Below are 15,431 nucleotides of genomic sequence, written 5' to 3' on the forward strand. Positions count from 1 at the left end.
CCATGAAGATCTCGACGATGCTCACCTACGGCACCGCCCCGCGCGAGGCCGCTGACCACATCGCTCGACTTGAGGCCGCCGGGCTCGACACCGTCTGGGTCGCCGAAGGGTACGGCTACGACTCGCCGACCCTGATGGGCTACCTGGCCGCCCGCACCTCAAGCGTGGAGATCGGGGCAGCCATCCTCAACGTCTACTCCCGCACCCCGACCATGCTCGCATCGACCGCGGCCGGCCTCGACAGCGTGTCCGGCGGTCGCGCCATCATCGGCCTCGGCGCCTCCAACCCGAAGATCATCGAGGGGTGGCACGGCATGCCCTTCGTACAGTCGACCGGCCGTTCCAAGGAGACCGTCGAGATCATCCGCGCGGCGCTGCGGCGCGAGGCGGTCGACTACAGCGGCCGCTCCTTCGAGATCCCGCTCCCCGCCGGTCAGGGCACCGGTGTTGGCGAGCCGCTGAAGATCATGACCAGGCCGCTACGCCCCTCGGTTCCGCTCTACCTCGCCGCGCTGGGACCGAAATCAGTCGAAGGCGCGGCGGAGTACGCCGACGGCTGGCTGCCTTTCCTGTATTCCCCCGAGGGCGCCGCCGGAGTATGGGGCGACGCGCTTGCCGCGGGAACCGCGAAGCGCTCCGAGAACCTCGCGCCCCTGGAGGTCGTCGCCGGTGGCATCGTCGCTGTCGGCGAGGACGTGAAGGAGATACTCGACCTCGCGCGGCCGGTACTCGCGCTCTACATCGGAGGCATGGGCGCCCGCGGCAAGAACTTCTTCAACGACCTCGTCCGACGCTACGGCTACGAAGCCGAGGCCAAGGAGATCCAGGACCTCTACCTCGACGGCAAGAAGAAGGAAGCCGAGGCCAAGGTCCCATTCCAACTCCTTGAACAGATCAACCTCGTCGGCCCAGCCTCTTACGTCCGGGAGCGGATCGAAGCGTTCCGCGAGTCCGGCGTCACCAATCTCCAGGTGACCCCGACCGGCGACGACCCCGCCGGGCTCGTGCGCCAACTCAAGGAGTGGGTGGCCTGACTTCCGCTTCTGCCCGGGCAACACCCCTTGCAGCGCTTGACGGTCAAGGCCCCGAGGCGGTGGCCTCCCGGCCTCGGGATCGCTGAAGCGACTCGCCCCGTCCAGTCCCGCCGAAGTCGAGCAAGCGGTCAAGGCCCTGGCCCCAGAGACGGACCCCCATCGCGTCTGCGACCGACCGGCAGATGCCCGTACCTGCTGCCCGCCATTCCGCCCCGTTCGAGGTCGATCCGCGGTCCCCGCACTGCGCTGGGTACTGACGCTGTTGCTGTGGTGTCGTCAAGGACGGGACGGGACGGGACGGGGCCGGCCGGGTTCTGCGAGGCATCTGCGATCACGGTCGTGGATCATGAGGGCTCGTCGGCACTGCCGCGATCCTGAACGGCTCCCCGAGATGCGCGAATCGACTGTCACAGCCATGGGCAAATGGGGCAGTGTCGGCTTCAGGGCGAGCCTGTCGTGGGTTGTTGGCCGCGGAGAGTCCGACGCGTAGAGGCAGTCCGTCGGCGTAGGGCAGGACATGCATCCTGGAACCCGACTTATCCAGGTCCACCGGGCCGGCGATGCGGTCGTCCTGGGTGAGGAAGCGTGGTGAGACGGAGACATCGGGGATGATCATGCTTCCAGCTTCGATGAACCACTTGGATCCGCAGCTGGTGGATACGCCCACTTGGCGGGCTGCCGCAGCCCCCTTCAATCCCTGACGCACCAGCTCGAAGTACTGCCGCCTGGCGGCAGTGGGCTTGCGGTTGGCTCCTCCACGAGGCATGCGAACGATCTCCTTCCGGGGCGTTCGCAACCATCGATGGAATTCAAGCGCGGTCGAGCGGACGGTTCTGCCATTCCGCCATGACGTCCATCACCTTGTCGGTGATCGTGCTGATGGTCGTCTTGGACACGTTCGCGCCGTAGACCTCGGCCAGGTGCGCGGAGATCTCCCCGTGCGTGAGGCCCTTCGCGGACAGCGAGAGCACCATCTCGTCCACGCCGGTCAGCCGGCGCTGCCGCTTCTTGACGATGGCCGGCTCGAAGGAGCCCTCCCGGTCGCGCGGCACGTCGATCTCGACCGGCCCGATGTCCGTCAGCACCGTCTTGGACCGCGTGCCGTTACGGGAGTTGCCGCCGTCCTTGCCCGCCGGGTCGTGCTTGTCATACCCGAGATGGTCGGTGATCTCGCCCTCCAGGGCGGACTCCAGAACCGCCTTGGTCAGCTGCTGCAGCAGCCCGCCCTCGCCGGTCAGCTGCAGCCCCTTGCTGCGGGCCTGCCCGACGAGCTGGTCGATCAGTTTCTGCTCGACCGTCGCGGCCTCCGGCGACGGATCCGCCTGGTCATCGGCGGCCACGAACTCGGTCACGGTGTCAGTCACTTGATGTCTCTTCCATGATCATCAATTACACCGGTGAGCGGGCTCTGGCCCGCTGAGACGATAACTGGTGAGGTCCTGTACACGAAGGGCGGAACTACTCGCTCAATCGGCATGATTTCCAGACCCGTGTCCTATTGGCCACATAGTGGCCATCGCCGGTGGAAAGTGGCCACGGGATCTGGAAACCTACAAGAGCGGTGGATCAGGTCTGCGCCATGTCCACGAACCGCGAGTAGTGCCCCTGGAAGGCAACCGTGATCGTGGCCGTCGGGCCGTTACGGTGCTTGCCCACGATGATGTCCGCCTCGCCCGCGCGCGGCGACTCCTTCTCGTAGGCGTCCTCGCGGTGGAGCAGGATCACCATGTCGGCGTCCTGCTCGATGGAGCCCGACTCACGCAGGTCGGACACCATCGGCTTCTTGTCCGTACGTTGCTCGGGACCACGGTTGAGCTGTGAGAGCGCGATCACCGGGACTTCCAGTTCCTTGGCCAGGAGCTTGAGGTTTCGGGACATGTCCGAGACCTCCTGCTGACGGCTCTCGGAACGCTTCGAACCACCGGCCTGCATCAGCTGCAGATAGTCGATGATCACCAGCTTGATGTCGCTGCGCTGCTTCAGCCGGCGGCACTTCGCGCGGATCTCCATCATGGAGAGGTTCGGGGAGTCGTCGATGTAGAGCGGCGCCGATGACACTTCGGGCATCCGACGCGCAAGGCGTGTCCAGTCCTCGTCCGTCATCGTGCCGGAGCGCATGTGGTGCAGTGCTACGCGCGCCTCGGCGGACAACAGACGCATCGCGATCTCGTTGCGGCCCATTTCGAGAGAGAAAATGACACTGGGCAGGTTGTGCTTGATCGACGCCGCGCGTGCGAAGTCCAGCGCCAGCGTGGACTTGCCCATGGCGGGGCGGGCCGCGATGACGATCATCTGCCCCGGGTGCAGGCCGTTGGTCAGCGAATCGAGGTCCGTGAAGCCGGTGGGGACACCGGTCATCTCGCCGCTGCGCGAGCCGATCGCCTCGATCTCGTCGAGCGCGCCCTCCATGATGTCGCCGAGCGGCAGGTAGTCCTCACTGGTGCGCTGCTCGGTGACCGCGTAGATCTCCGCCTGGGCGCGGTTGACGATCTCGTCAACGTCGTCGTCGGCCGCGTATCCCATCTGCGTGATGCGTGTGCCGGCCTCGACCAGACGGCGCAGGACCGCCCGCTCGTGGACGATCTCGGCGTAGTACTCAGCGTTGGCCGCCGTCGGCACGGTCTGGACAAGGGTGTGCAGATACGATGCGCCGCCGACCTTGTTGATCTCGCCACGCTTGGTGAGCTCGGCGGCGATCGTGATGGGGTCGGCCGGCTCGCCCTTGGCGTAGACGTCGAGAATCGCCTGGTAGATCGTCTCGTGCGCGGGCTTGTAGAAGTCGTGGCCCTTGAGGACCTCGACGACGTCGGCGATGGCGTCCTTCGACAGGAGCATGCCGCCGAGCACGGACTGCTCGGCGTCGAGATCCTGCGGCGGAACCCGTTCGAAGGCCGAACCGGAGCCGTCCCAGGAGCCGTTCTCCCCGCCGCGGTCGTGCTGCTCGTCGCGGCCCCGGGCTCCGTCATTGCGTCGGCGGGACGGGGGCAGACGATCACTGGGACCGCTGTCGGCCCAAGGATCGTCCAAGGGCTCGGAAATACTCACCGAGACACCTCCTCCCGTCCGCGGAGCGGACCTCGCGTGCCACTCTTGTCTACGGCACGCCACTGACAAATGAGACGCCCAACTCCGGTTCAGGCACGTCGGTTTTGTGGCGGTTTACCGGCCGACGAACGGGAGTGGGCGTCGGACCACCGTAGGCCCGCAGGCACCGTCAGCCAATCTGGTTATCCACAGGCCATGTGGACGACGGCCCAGATGCTGTGGAGAACTCCGTAAAACCTGTGCACGACCCGGTGGACAGGCCTGTGAACAAGCCTGGACCTCACTCGCGAATGCGGCTCTGACCTGCGAATTCCCCATCCACCGGCTGTGTAGAAGAAAAACTTTCCCGATGGGACCAAGATCAGCTCCATCCGCACACCGAAGCGGGTATCGCAAGAAGTTGAGTAAGGGTCATATGTGCATTGCATCTCTTACCTGTGGACGATTAGATTGGTGCGCATGACACAGGCTCCCGCGACCCCCAGGGCTGCCCGGCGACAGCACGACCGAGAGATCATCGCACTGGCCCTACCGGCCTTCGGCGCGCTCGTCGCCGAGCCCCTCTTCGTCATGGCCGACAGTGCGATCGTCGGCCATCTCGGGACGGCACAACTCGCCGGTCTCGGCATCGCCTCGGCCCTCCTCACGACAGCCGTCAGCATCTTCGTCTTCCTCGCCTACGCCACCACGGCCGCCGTCGCCCGGCGCGTCGGCGCAGGTGATCTCCAGGCCGCCATTCGTCAGGGTATGGACGGCGTCTGGCTGGCGCTGTTGCTCGGTGCCGCCGTCATCGCCGTCGTCCTGCCCACCGCACCGAGGATCGTGGAACTCTTCGGCGCATCCGACACGGCCGCTTCGTATGCGACCACCTATCTCCGGATCTCGTCCCTCGGTATCCCGGCCATGCTCGTCGTTCTCGCAGCGACCGGTGTTCTCCGCGGGCTACAGGACACCAAGACACCTCTGTACGTCGCCGTTGCAGGCTTCGTCGCCAACGCCGCTCTCAATGTGGGCCTCGTCTATGGCGCCAACCTCGGTATCGCAGGCTCCGCCTGGGGCACCGTCATCGCCCAGTGCTCCATGGCTGCCGCCTATCTGGTGGTGGTCGTCCGCGGTGCCCGTCGGTTCGGAGCCTCCCTACGTCCTGACGCCGGCGGGATCCGGTCCTCAGCTCAGGCCGGCGTCCCGTTGCTGGTCCGCACGCTGTCTCTGCGCGCGGTCCTGATGATTGCCACGGCCGTCGCGGCCCGCCTCGGCGATGCCGACATCGCTGCCCACCAAATCATCCTGTCCCTGTGGAGTCTGCTGGCCTTCGCCCTCGACGCCATCGCCATCGCCGGACAGGCGATCATCGGTCGCTATCTGGGGGCCGGTGATCCCCAAGGCGCCCGTCAGGCGTGCCGTCGCATGGTGGAGTGGGGTGCCGCGGTCGGTTTCCTGCTCGGGATGCTGGTCGTGATGAGTCGGCCGGTCTTTTTGCCACTGTTCACCAGCGACTCCGTGGTCAAGGACACCGCTCTGCCCGCTCTGGTGATCGTGGCGATCTCGCAGCCGATCTGCGGCATCGTCTATGTCCTGGACGGAGTACTCATGGGTGCCGGTGACGGTCCGTACCTCGCGTGGGCCATGCTGCTCACCTTGGCGGCCTTCGCCCCGGTCGCTCTGCTCGTTCCTGTGCTGGACGGTGGGCTGACCGCCCTCTGGGTCGCCATGACACTGATGATGACGGTGCGCATGCTGACCTTGGGGCTACGCACCCGCTCCGGCCGCTGGCTGGTGACGGGTGCAACGCGCTGACCGTTTCACGTGAAACGTACCCACCCGGTCAACTCGGTCGTTTCACGTGAAACATGCCGACCTGGCCGTGCCACAAACACGTCAAAGGGGCCGCACCCGGCAGGTGCGGCCCCTTTCCAGCTGTCCAAGCCGAGCGCGACGATCAGGCCGCGACGACCTCGAGGTTGACCTTGGCGGCAACCTCAGGGTGCAGACGGACGGACGTCTCGTGGGCGCCCAGCGTCTTGATCGGCGCACCCAGCTCGATGCGGCGCTTGTCGACCTCGGGGCCACCGGAAGCCTTGATCGCGGAAGCGATGTCGGCCGGGGTGACGGAACCGAAGAGACGACCGGCGTCGCCGGAGCGGACGGCCAGACGGACCTTGACGCCCTCGAGCCGGGCCTTCACAGCGTTGGCCTGCTCGATGGTCTGGATTTCGTGGATCTTGCGAGCGCGACGGATCTGCTCGACGTCCTGCTCGCCACCCTTGGTCCAGCGGATAGCGAACTTCCGCGGGATCAGGTAATTGCGAGCGTAACCGTCCTTGACGTCGACGACGTCACCCGCGGCACCGAGGCCGGAGACCTCGTGGGTGAGGATGATCTTCATGAGTCGGTCACCCTTCCCTTATCGCGCGGTGGAGGTGTAGGGCAGCAGCGCCATCTCACGGCTGTTCTTCACAGCCGTGGCGACGTCACGCTGGTGCTGCGTGCAGTTGCCGGTCACGCGGCGGGCACGGATCTTGCCGCGGTCGGAAATGAACTTCCGCAGCATGTTCGTGTCCTTGTAGTCCACGTACGTGACCTTGTCCTTGCAGAAAGCGCAGACCTTCTTCTTCGGCTTGCGCACAGGCGGCTTCGCCATGGTGTATCTCCTGTGTGATCAAGAAGTGTGGGTACGACCCACCCTCGGCCGTGAGGCCTAGAAGGGGGGTTCGTCCGAGTAGCCGCCACCGCTGGTGCCGCCGGAGTTTCCACCCCAGCCGCCACCACCGCCGCCGCCACCGCTGCCCTGGTTGCCACCGGCGGGAGCGCTGGTCGCCCACGGGTCGTCGGCGGGAGCACCGCCGCCGCCCTGCTGGGCGCCGCCACCGGGGCTTCCGCCCCAGCCGCCGCCACCCTGGGCGCCGCCGCCACCACCGCCGTAACCACCCTGGCCCTGGCCACCACGGCCGGTGGTCTTGGTGACCTTGGCCGTGGCACTGCGCAGGCTGGCGCCGACTTCCTCGACGTCCAGTTCGTAGACCGTGCGCTTGACACCCTCACGGTCCTCGTAGGACCGCTGCTTCAGCCGGCCCTGCACGATGACGCGCATGCCTCGCTGGAGCGACTCGGCAACGTTCTCCGCCGCCTGACGCCAGACCGAGCAGGTCAGGAACAGGCTCTCGCCGTCCTTCCACTCGTTCGTCTGACGGTCGAAGGTGCGGGGGGTGGACGCGACACGGAACTTCGCGACCGCCGCACCGGAAGGGGTGAAGCGCAGCTCGGGGTCGTCGACAAGATTGCCGACGACCGTGATGACGGTCTCGCCTGCCATGGGGGAACCTCTCGGCGGGTTTGCTGCTGGCTGCTTGTGCTGCTACTCGAATCCCGAGTTCGGCTGAGCGGAGAGCTCAGTGAGTCTCGGGACGGAGGACCTTGGTCCGGAGGACCGACTCGTTCAGGTTCATCTGGCGGTCGAGCTCCTTGACGACCGCAGGCTCGGCCTGCAGGTCGATGACCGAGTAGATGCCCTCAGGCTTCTTCTTGATCTCGTACGAGAGACGACGACGGCCCCAGGTGTCGACCTTCTCGACCTTTCCGCTGCCCTCACGGACGACGGAGAGGAAGTTTTCGATCAAGGGGGAGACAGCGCGCTCCTCCAGATCGGGGTCGAGGATGACCATCACCTCGTAGTGACGCATGTGGAACCCACCTCCTTCGGACTCAACGGCCACGGCGGTTCCGTGGCAGGAGGGTTGTGATGCGTACGCAACGGTATCGGCCGCCACTGACAATCGGAGTCCCGAAGGGGAGTCCTCTGTCGCGACGTGGGCAGACATCGGTGCAGAGGGTACAGACTACCCGCACACCGGCTTCCAGTTGAAATCCGGCCGTGAGGGCCGTCAATCTGTACACATCGGGTGTGTATGGCGCTACGATGCGCCGCTTTCGCAGGAGGTGCCCCATGGCACAGGCATTGCGACCCAACACCGTCGGAGGGCTGTTCGCCACGGACGGCAAGCCCCACCCACTCCAGGACACGCTGCTCGCGGTGACCCTGGTGCTCGGTATCACGTCGTTCGTCACGGCGATGTTCAACGACCTGCACCTGCTCAGCTCCTGGACCGGCCTCGTGGGGATCCTCACCGGCGCGTTCGGGCAGTGGATCTCGGTGACGACCCGGGAACGGTTCGGGCTGATCCTCGGTCTGGGCGCGTCGGGGGTCGGCTTCTTCCTCGGCATGGCGCACGGTGGTCTCTTCGGCGGGGTCTTCTGACGCCACGGACGGCTCACTCCACATCCCTCATAAGGCACCGCGGTACGCCCGGCGACTCAGGAGCCGGAGCGAAGGTGCCGCATGCCCAGTCGGGGCGCTCGAAAGGCGCAGTAGGCTTCGGCGCTAGAGCCGGAGCCCCTGTACCCATGGGGACACACCAGCCCGAGGAGCGCCCCGAATGAGCCTGACCCTGAGGACGATCAGTCGCGAGCAGCATCTGGCGTACATCCAGAGCCTGCCGTCGGCGAGCCACATGCAGGTTCCGGCCTGGGCGGATGTCAAGGCCGAGTGGCGCTCTGAGAGCCTCGGCTGGTTCGACGACCGCACCGGTGAGATGGTCGGCGCGGGGCTGGTGCTCTACCGGCAGCTTCCCAAGATCAAGCGCTACCTCGCCTACCTGCCCGAGGGCCCGGTCATCAACTGGTTCGCGCCAAATCTGACCGACTGGCTGGAACCGATGCTCGCGCACCTCAAGCAGCAGGGCGCCTTCTCCGTGAAGATGGGCCCGCCGGTGATCATCCGGCGCTGGGACGCGGTCTCCATCAAGCAGGGCATCCAGAACCCGGACGTGAAGCGACTGCGGGACATCGAGGCCGACTTCATCGAACCGCGTGCCTTCGAAGTCTCCGACAAGCTGCGCCGCATGGGCTGGCAGCAGGGTGAGGACGGGGGCGCCGGATTCGGTGACGTACAGCCCCGATATGTCTTCCAGGTCCCGCTGGCGAACCGCTCCCTGGAAGAGGTGCACAAGAACTTCAACCAGCTGTGGCGCCGCAACATCAAGAAGGCCGAGAAGGCGGGCGTCGAGGTCGTCCAGGGCGGCTACCACGACCTCGAGGAATGGCAGCGCCTGTACGAGATCACTGCTGTGCGCGACCACTTCCGGCCCCGCCCGCTGTCGTACTTCCAGCGCATGTGGACGGCCCTCAACACCGAGGACCCCAATCGCATGCGGCTGTACTTCGCCCAGCACAACGGCGTGAACCTGTCGGCGGCGACGATGCTGATCGTCGGTGGGCACGTCTGGTACTCCTACGGCGCCTCCGACAACATCGGCCGGGAGGTCCGGCCCTCGAACGCGATGCAGTGGCGCATGCTGCGTGACGCCTACGCGCTCGGCGCGACCGCCTACGACCTGCGCGGCATCTCCGACTCGCTGGACGAGACCGACCACCTCTTCGGCCTGATCCAGTTCAAGGTGGGCACTGGCGGTCAGGCCGCCGAGTACCTCGGCGAGTGGGACTTCCCGCTCAACAAGCTGCTCCACAAGGCGCTCGACATCTACATGTCGCGCCGCTGATGTCGCGTTCTTCGCTTCAATAGCTCCCATATCTCTGATACACCGCAGCCACCAGAAAGGTTCCAGGTCCGGCCATGGCGCTCACGCTCTACGTCGACACCGCGCGCTGGCGGGCGCACCACAAGCACGTGCAGGAGCAGTTCCCGTGGCTGGTCCCGGTCTGCAAGGGCAACGGTTACGGCTTCGGACACGAGCGGCTGGCGGAGGAGGCCACGCGCCTGGGATCGGACGTCCTCGCCGTGGGTACGACGTACGAGGCCGCGCGGATCAAGGACTGGTTCGGCGGTGACCTGCTGGTGCTGACGCCGTACCGGCGCGGCGAGGAGCCGGTGCCGCTGCCCGACCGGGTCATCCGCTCGGTGTCGTCGATCGACGGGGTCTACGGTCTCGTGGGCGCTCGCGTGGTCATCGAGGTGATGTCCTCGATGAAGCGCCATGGCATCAGCGAGCAGGACCTGCCCCTGCTGCACACCGCCATAGAGAACGTCCGCCTGGAGGGCTTCGCCATCCACCTGCCGCTGGACCGCACCGACGGCTCGGACGCCGTCGAGGAGGTCATCGGCTGGATGGACCGGCTGCGCGCGGCCCGCCTGCCGCTGCACACGATGTTCGTCAGCCACCTCAAGGCCGAGGATCTCGCTCGGCTGCAGCAGCAGTTCCCGCAAACCCGGTTCCGGGCCCGTATCGGCACGCGGCTGTGGCTCGGCGACCACGAGGCCACGGAGTACCGCGGTGCCGTCCTGGACGTCACGCGTGTGGCCAAGGGCGACCGCTTCGGCTACCGGCAGCAGAAGGCGGCCTCCGACGGCTTCCTGGTGGTCGTGGCGGGCGGTACGTCGCACGGGGTGGGTCTGGAGGCCCCCAAGGCTCTGCACGGCGTCATGCCGCGTGCCAAAGGCGTCGCCCGCGCCGGCCTCGCCACGGTCAACCGGAACCTTTCCCCGTTCGTCTGGGACGGCAAGCAGCGCTGGTTCGCCGAGCCGCCGCACATGCAGGTCTCGATCCTGTTCGTGCCCGCGGACGCCGCGGAGCCGAAGGTGGGCGAGGAACTCGTGGCTCATCTGCGGCACACCACCACGCAGTTCGACCGGATCGTCGACCGCTGAGCACCCTCGGACAACGGAAAGGCCGTACACGGAACCTCGTGTACGGCCTTTTGTGTGACTCACGCAGACCGGCTCACACTGTGTTCACTCAGAGCGAACCGTCCATGGGCGGCCCCGCGGGGGAGGTCGATCCCCGGCCGCCCCACTCCACCTGAGGCCCCTCGAAGTCAGCCGCGTGCCGCGGACGATGTGCGGCGGGGCCGAATACGAAGACGTCCTCCGCGCCGTCGAGCACACCGCCCGAGGGGTCGTCGTCGCCTGCCCGACGCACCACGTCCCGCTCCGGCATGAGGATGTCGCGCACGATCACCGCACACAGATACAGCGTGCCCAGCAGGTGCAGGGCGATGGTCCAGTGATAACCGTCCGTCGGCAGGCCCTTGTGAGCATCGCCACTGGTCGTATACGCGAGGTACATCCAGATCCCCAGGAAGTACGCGACCTCGCAGGCCTGCCAGATCAGGAAGTCCCGCCACTTCGGCCGGGCCAGCACGGCCAGCGGCACCAACCACAGGACGTACTGCGGCGAGTAGACCTTGTTGGTGAGGATGAACGCCGCGACGATCAGGAAGGCGAGCTGAGCGAAGCGCGGCCGACGCGGCGCGGTCAACGCCAGTGCCGCGATACCCACGCAGCACAGCAGCACCAGCAGCGTGGCGAACATGTTGACGGAGTCCGTGGTGAGCGGGTTCTTCGAGTTCTGGGCCAGGATGAGCCAGAAGGACCCGAAGTCCACGCCTCGCTCCTGGCTGAACGTGTAGAACTTCGACCAGCCGTCGAAGGCGAACAGCATCACCGGAAGGTTCACGACCAGCCAGGCGACGGCCGTGCCTCCAAGAGCCTTTCCGAAGTCCCGCCATTTGCCCGCCCGCCAGCACAGCACGAAGAGCGGCCCGAGCAGGAAGACGGGATAGAGCTTGGCGGCCGTCGCAAGCCCCAGCAGGACACCGAAGGCGAGGGAGCGGCTCCGGGACCACATCAGCATCGCCGCGGCGGTCAGAGCGACCGCCAGGAGGTCCCAGTTGATGGTGGCGGTCAACGCGAGGGCGGGCGCCAGAGCGACCAGCAGACCGTCCCAGGGACGCCGGGCGTGCGTACGGGTCACGCATACGATGATGACGGCCGCGCACACCATCAGCATCCCGGCGTTGACCATCCAGTACCACTGCTCCTGGTCCTGGATGCTGCCGCTGCCGGGCGTGAACCACGAGGCGGCCTCCATGAACACACCGGTCAGCACCGGGTATTCGAGGTACTGCATGTCGCCGGGCAGCTTGTCGAAATACGGGACGAGCCCGTCGGCGAAGCCGCGCCCCTGATAGAGATGCGGGATGTCCGAGTAGCAGGCGTGCGTGTACTGCGAGCTGGCTCCGAAGAACCAGGCGCCGTTGTAGCAGGGCGCCTTCTGGACCAGACCGAGGGCGAACATACCGATCGCCACCAGCGCGATCACCCGGACGGGAGTCCACCAGGACGTCCCGAGCAGGGCCCGCCGTCCCACAGGGCCACCGATGAACTCACTGGCGGCCGCGGCGACCGCGTCATCCTTCGTCGGCCGCACCCGCTCCGGCTCGTGCACACTCGCTTGCGTCGATTCTGCGCTGGGCATGGGGCACATCCTGCCGTACGCGCCCAGGAAGACGCTGAGGGCCGCCACACCTGGTAGGTGCGGCGGCCCATGTTTCACGTGAAACACCCTCGATGGGCGATATGGCGCCTAACCGGTCGGCCCTTGGAAGAGGCCTCCGTTGTTGCCGTTCCCTCTGGTGGTCCCGGTCCCGTCCGTCGCGGTTCCTGTGGGCGAGGACGTCACGCCCCCGTCGGTGCCACCATTGCCCGTTCCGCCGTTGTCCTGACCCTGGCCGGGGCACTGCCAGTCGAACTGGCAGGACTCCGTCGGTGTCGGCGACGAGGAGGGAGAGGAGGAGGGGGAGGCGGTCGGCGAATCGCTGGGCGACGGGCTCTGCGTCGGGCTGGGTTCCTCGGTCTGGCTGAACGTCGGAGTGGGCGTCGAGATCGGATCATCGTTGATGACCTCACCGATGGGCTCCGGCGTCGGGAAGTTCTTCGGCGGCGTGTTCTTCAGCGCCTCTTCCATGTAGTCGTGCCAGATCTCGGACGGGAACGAGGCGCCGTGGATCTTCTTTTGGCCACCTGTTCCGTACATCTTCAGAAACTCGCGGTTCTTCTTGGTCTCGTCGTCGTCCAGGCGGAACATGGTGATCGACGTGGACAGCTGCGGCGTGTATCCGACGAACCAGGCGGACTTGTTGCCGTCGGTGGTACCGGTCTTGCCGGCTACTTCACGGTCGCTCAGCTTGGCGTTGGTACCCGTGCCCTTGTCGACCACGGTCTTGAGCACGTCCGTGACGTTGTCGGCGACCTTGGCAGCGAACGCCTCCTTCGTCTTGGCCTCGTGCGTGTACTCCGTGCCGTTCTTGCTCGTGACTTTCACGACCGAGAACGGGTCGTTCTGCTTGCCGCTGGCCGCGAAGGTGGCGTAGGCACCGGCCATACGGATCGCGCTGGGGTCGGAGATACCGATGGAGAAGGACGGGTAGTTGGTGCCGGCCAGGCTGTTCTCCAGGAGGCCGGCCTCCTCCGCCGACTCCTTCACCTTGTCCAGCCCGACGTCCATACCGAGCTGTACGAAGGCGGAGTTCACGGACTCCCGCATCGCCTCACGGAGGTCAATCTTGTAGCTCGGTGGAGAGCCGACCGACTTCCTGCCGTCGTTCTCCTGGAGCCACTCCTTGCCCTTCTCGTTCTTCCAGATCGATCCGTCGTATTCCTTGATCTTGAGATCGTTCTTGCCGCTGTACAGGCTCTGCGGGTTGACCTGGGTCCGTTCGTCCTGCGCTTGCTCCGGAAGACCATCAGGATCCCGCACGCCCCACTTCATCGCCGCCGCGAGGACGAACGGCTTGAACGTCGAACCGACCTGGGCGCCCGTCGCGTCGGCGTTGTTGGTGAAGTGCTTTGTCGCGTCCTCGCCGCCGTAGATGGCCTTGATCGCGCCGGTCGCGGGATCCACGGAGGCGCCACCGAACTGAACGTGTTTGTCCGTATCCGGTCGCTCCTTGGGCTTGATGTTCGCCTTCCGGACCTTTTGCACCGCCTTCTCGAGCTCGTCGACCTTCTTCTTGTCGAAGGTCGTATGGATCGAGTAGCCACCCTGCTGCAGGTCGTCGGCGCTGATGTTCGTGTTGTTGATCAGGTACGCCTTGGCGAGGTCGACCAGGTAGCCGACCTGGCCGCTCAGTTGGTTGTTCGAGCGCGGGTTCTGCGATGTGGGGAGCGTGGTGAACTTGGCCCGCTCCGTCGGGCTCAGATGGCCGTACTCGACCATCTTGTCCAAGGTGTCCTGCATCTGCCGCAGGGCCCGCTTCCTGTTGGCGTCAGGGGTAGCGGCGGCCGGGTCGATGGACTGCGAGCCCGCAGGATCGTAGTAGGTGGCACCCTTCAGCATCGCTGCCAGGAAGGCGCACTGCCCCGCGTCCAGTTTCTCCGCGTCCTTGTTGAAGTACGCGCGCGCGGCCGCCTGGATCCCGTACGCACTACGACCGTAGTACGCCGAGTTCAGGTACCCCTCCATGATCTTGTCCTTGGGGACCGTGGTGCCGACCTTGACGGAGACGAAGATCTCCTTGAACTTCCGGGAGACCGTCTGCGACTGGTCGTTGAGCATCGCGTTCTTCACGTACTGCTGGGTGATGGTGGAGCCACCCTGCGTCTCGCCGCCCCTGGCCATGTTGAGGACGGCGCGGGCGATGCCCTTCGGGTCGATGCCGCTGTCGGTCTCGAAGGTCTTGTTCTCCTGCGAGATGACGGCGTACTGCATGTTCTTCGGGATCTGCGAAAGGTTGAGTTCCTGGCGGTTGGTCTCACCACCGGTGGCCACCATCACGCTGTCGTCGGCCCAGTAGAAGACATTGTTCTGGGCTTTCGCGGTCTTCGCGACGTCGGGCACCTGCACCATGGCGTACCCGATGCCCGCGACGGCCACCATGCTGCCGAAGAAGCCGATGAAGAGTCCGGTCACCAGCTTCCACGAGGGCATCCAGCGCGCCGCGCCGTACTTGCCGGCGCGCGGATAGTCGATGATCCGCCTCTTGCCGGGCGCGACCGCGCGACCGCGCCCCGCGGAGCCGTGGGGGCCACCGCGCCCACCTGTTGGTTCGGCCGCTCTGCGCCGGCCGCCCGTACTTCTCTGCGAGGCCCGGCGGGCCTCGGCGCGGCTGCTGTACGGCCGCTCCTCACCTCCCGGGTCGTAGGACTCCGACTCCTGGGAACTCGTCCCATAGGAGTCGGAGAGAGACCCGGTGGCGCCTCGCGGTGCCGCACGGCGGCCGGAGGACGAGCCGGACTGGCCGCGTCGGGCCGCGGCACGTCCGCCTCCCTGCGGCTGCGGCGGTTTGCGACGGTGCTCACTCATCGAACGACTACTCCTCGGGCAGGCGCACCCGTGCGCGCCTGGAAACGGCGGCTGGTTTCCGGTCCCCCCGAAGTACGGATGCGGTAGGTCTCGCATTCACCCGTACTGCACCGAGGACAACGACGCTCCGCAGGCGTCACTCGGTTCCCGGTGGTGTGCATGGCGCACAGACTACGCACCTTCAAAACCGGCCCAGCGACGAAGGTCACCCCAAAACAGGCAACTTGCTTCCCTTGAATCAATGATGTGACCCCGT

At 66.2% G+C, this 15,431-nt stretch carries 12 protein-coding genes and 1 pseudogene; 5 read left to right on the top strand and 8 right to left on the bottom strand.

Going from position 1 to position 15,431, the window contains the following annotated elements; translation table 11 throughout:
• The first annotated feature begins 2 nt into the window (after nt 1–2).
• Nucleotides 3–1,034, top strand: coding sequence for an LLM class F420-dependent oxidoreductase (locus tag M2271_RS14440; RefSeq protein WP_280882415.1), 1,032 nt, complete (start codon nt 3–5; stop codon nt 1,032–1,034).
• Nucleotides 1,035–1,852: 818 nt separating this feature from the next.
• On the opposite strand, the pseudogene M2271_RS14445 reads toward M2271_RS14440, so the two are convergent.
• Both M2271_RS14445 and dnaB read right to left on the bottom strand, forming a co-directional pair.
• A pseudogene (locus M2271_RS14445) lies at nt 1,853–2,317 on the bottom strand (transposase); the annotation flags it as partial.
• 283 nt (nt 2,318–2,600) lie between these two features.
• On the bottom strand, nt 2,601–4,079 hold the full coding sequence (gene dnaB / locus M2271_RS14450; RefSeq protein WP_280887586.1) for a replicative DNA helicase: 1,479 nt from the start codon (nt 4,077–4,079) through the stop codon (nt 2,601–2,603).
• Nucleotides 4,080–4,538: 459 nt separating this feature from the next.
• Between dnaB and M2271_RS14455 the strand changes: the two genes are divergently transcribed.
• A complete protein-coding gene (locus M2271_RS14455) occupies nt 4,539–5,876 on the top strand; it encodes an MATE family efflux transporter (protein WP_280887587.1) in 1,338 nt (445 codons plus the stop codon).
• Nucleotides 5,877–6,018: 142 nt separating this feature from the next.
• Here M2271_RS14455 and rplI read toward each other — a convergent pair whose 3' ends face one another.
• The 4 genes from rplI to rpsF form a co-directional block, all read right to left on the bottom strand.
• The gene (rplI, locus tag M2271_RS14460) at nt 6,019–6,465 is read right to left on the bottom strand and encodes a 50S ribosomal protein L9 (RefSeq protein ID WP_280887588.1); all 447 of its coding nucleotides are present in this window, start codon (nt 6,463–6,465) and stop codon (nt 6,019–6,021) included.
• An 18-nt stretch (nt 6,466–6,483) separates the two neighbouring features.
• Nucleotides 6,484–6,720, bottom strand: a complete 237-nt coding sequence (gene rpsR, locus M2271_RS14465; protein ID WP_003949403.1) for a 30S ribosomal protein S18 — start codon at nt 6,718–6,720, stop codon at nt 6,484–6,486.
• A gap of 57 nt (nt 6,721–6,777) precedes the next feature.
• The gene (locus M2271_RS14470; protein ID WP_280887589.1) at nt 6,778–7,392 is read right to left on the bottom strand and encodes a single-stranded DNA-binding protein; all 615 of its coding nucleotides are present in this window, start codon (nt 7,390–7,392) and stop codon (nt 6,778–6,780) included.
• Nucleotides 7,393–7,468: 76 nt separating this feature from the next.
• Nucleotides 7,469–7,759, bottom strand: coding sequence for a 30S ribosomal protein S6 (gene rpsF / locus M2271_RS14475; RefSeq protein WP_280887590.1), 291 nt, complete (start codon nt 7,757–7,759; stop codon nt 7,469–7,471).
• A gap of 263 nt (nt 7,760–8,022) precedes the next feature.
• Here rpsF and M2271_RS14480 point away from each other — a divergent pair, with 263 nt between their 5' ends.
• The 3 genes from M2271_RS14480 (at nt 8,023) to M2271_RS14490 (ending at nt 10,740) form a co-directional block, all read left to right on the top strand.
• Entirely contained in the window at nt 8,023–8,334 is a 312-nt protein-coding gene (locus tag M2271_RS14480) for a hypothetical protein (protein ID WP_280887591.1), read from the top strand.
• Nucleotides 8,335–8,512: 178 nt separating this feature from the next.
• Entirely contained in the window at nt 8,513–9,634 is a 1,122-nt protein-coding gene (femX, locus tag M2271_RS14485; RefSeq protein ID WP_280887592.1) for a peptidoglycan bridge formation glycyltransferase FemX, read from the top strand.
• 74 nt (nt 9,635–9,708) lie between these two features.
• Nucleotides 9,709–10,740 carry an alanine racemase gene (locus M2271_RS14490; protein WP_280887593.1) on the top strand — a complete coding sequence of 344 codons (1,032 nt, stop codon included), beginning with the start codon at nt 9,709–9,711 and terminating at the stop codon, nt 10,738–10,740.
• Nucleotides 10,741–10,828: 88 nt separating this feature from the next.
• On the opposite strand, the gene M2271_RS14495 is transcribed toward M2271_RS14490, so the two are convergent.
• Together M2271_RS14495 and M2271_RS14500 are read right to left on the bottom strand one after the other, a co-directional pair.
• Nucleotides 10,829–12,349, bottom strand: coding sequence for a glycosyltransferase 87 family protein (locus M2271_RS14495; RefSeq protein ID WP_280887594.1), 1,521 nt, complete (start codon nt 12,347–12,349; stop codon nt 10,829–10,831).
• Between the two features lie 108 nt (nt 12,350–12,457).
• Nucleotides 12,458–15,175 (bottom strand): transglycosylase domain-containing protein, encoded by a 2,718-nt coding sequence (locus M2271_RS14500; protein ID WP_280887595.1) that lies wholly within the window; start codon nt 15,173–15,175, stop codon nt 12,458–12,460.
• Nucleotides 15,176–15,431: the final 256 nt, after the last annotated feature.

The organism is Streptomyces sp. LBL, from assembly GCF_029893585.1.
Taxonomy (GTDB): Bacteria; Actinomycetota; Actinomycetes; order Streptomycetales; family Streptomycetaceae; genus Streptomyces.

Bases quoted from the DNA above. Each gene is read 5' to 3' on its own strand.
- M2271_RS14440 (WP_280882415.1), top strand. From the start codon at position 3: ATGAAGATCTCGACGATGCTCACCTACGGCACCGCCCCGCGCGAGGCC.
- M2271_RS14455 (WP_280887587.1), top strand. From the start codon at position 4,539: ATGACACAGGCTCCCGCGACCCCCAGGGCTGCCCGGCGACAGCACGAC.
- rplI (WP_280887588.1), bottom strand. From the start codon at position 6,465: ATGAAGATCATCCTCACCCACGAGGTCTCCGGCCTCGGTGCCGCGGGT.
- rpsR (WP_003949403.1), bottom strand. From the start codon at position 6,720: ATGGCGAAGCCGCCTGTGCGCAAGCCGAAGAAGAAGGTCTGCGCTTTC.
- M2271_RS14470 (WP_280887589.1), bottom strand. From the start codon at position 7,392: ATGGCAGGCGAGACCGTCATCACGGTCGTCGGCAATCTTGTCGACGAC.
- rpsF (WP_280887590.1), bottom strand. From the start codon at position 7,759: ATGCGTCACTACGAGGTGATGGTCATCCTCGACCCCGATCTGGAGGAG.
- M2271_RS14480 (WP_280887591.1), top strand. From the start codon at position 8,023: ATGGCACAGGCATTGCGACCCAACACCGTCGGAGGGCTGTTCGCCACG.
- femX (WP_280887592.1), top strand. From the start codon at position 8,513: ATGAGCCTGACCCTGAGGACGATCAGTCGCGAGCAGCATCTGGCGTAC.
- M2271_RS14490 (WP_280887593.1), top strand. From the start codon at position 9,709: ATGGCGCTCACGCTCTACGTCGACACCGCGCGCTGGCGGGCGCACCAC.
- M2271_RS14495 (WP_280887594.1), bottom strand. From the start codon at position 12,349: ATGCCCAGCGCAGAATCGACGCAAGCGAGTGTGCACGAGCCGGAGCGG.
- M2271_RS14500 (WP_280887595.1), bottom strand. From the start codon at position 15,175: ATGAGTGAGCACCGTCGCAAACCGCCGCAGCCGCAGGGAGGCGGACGT.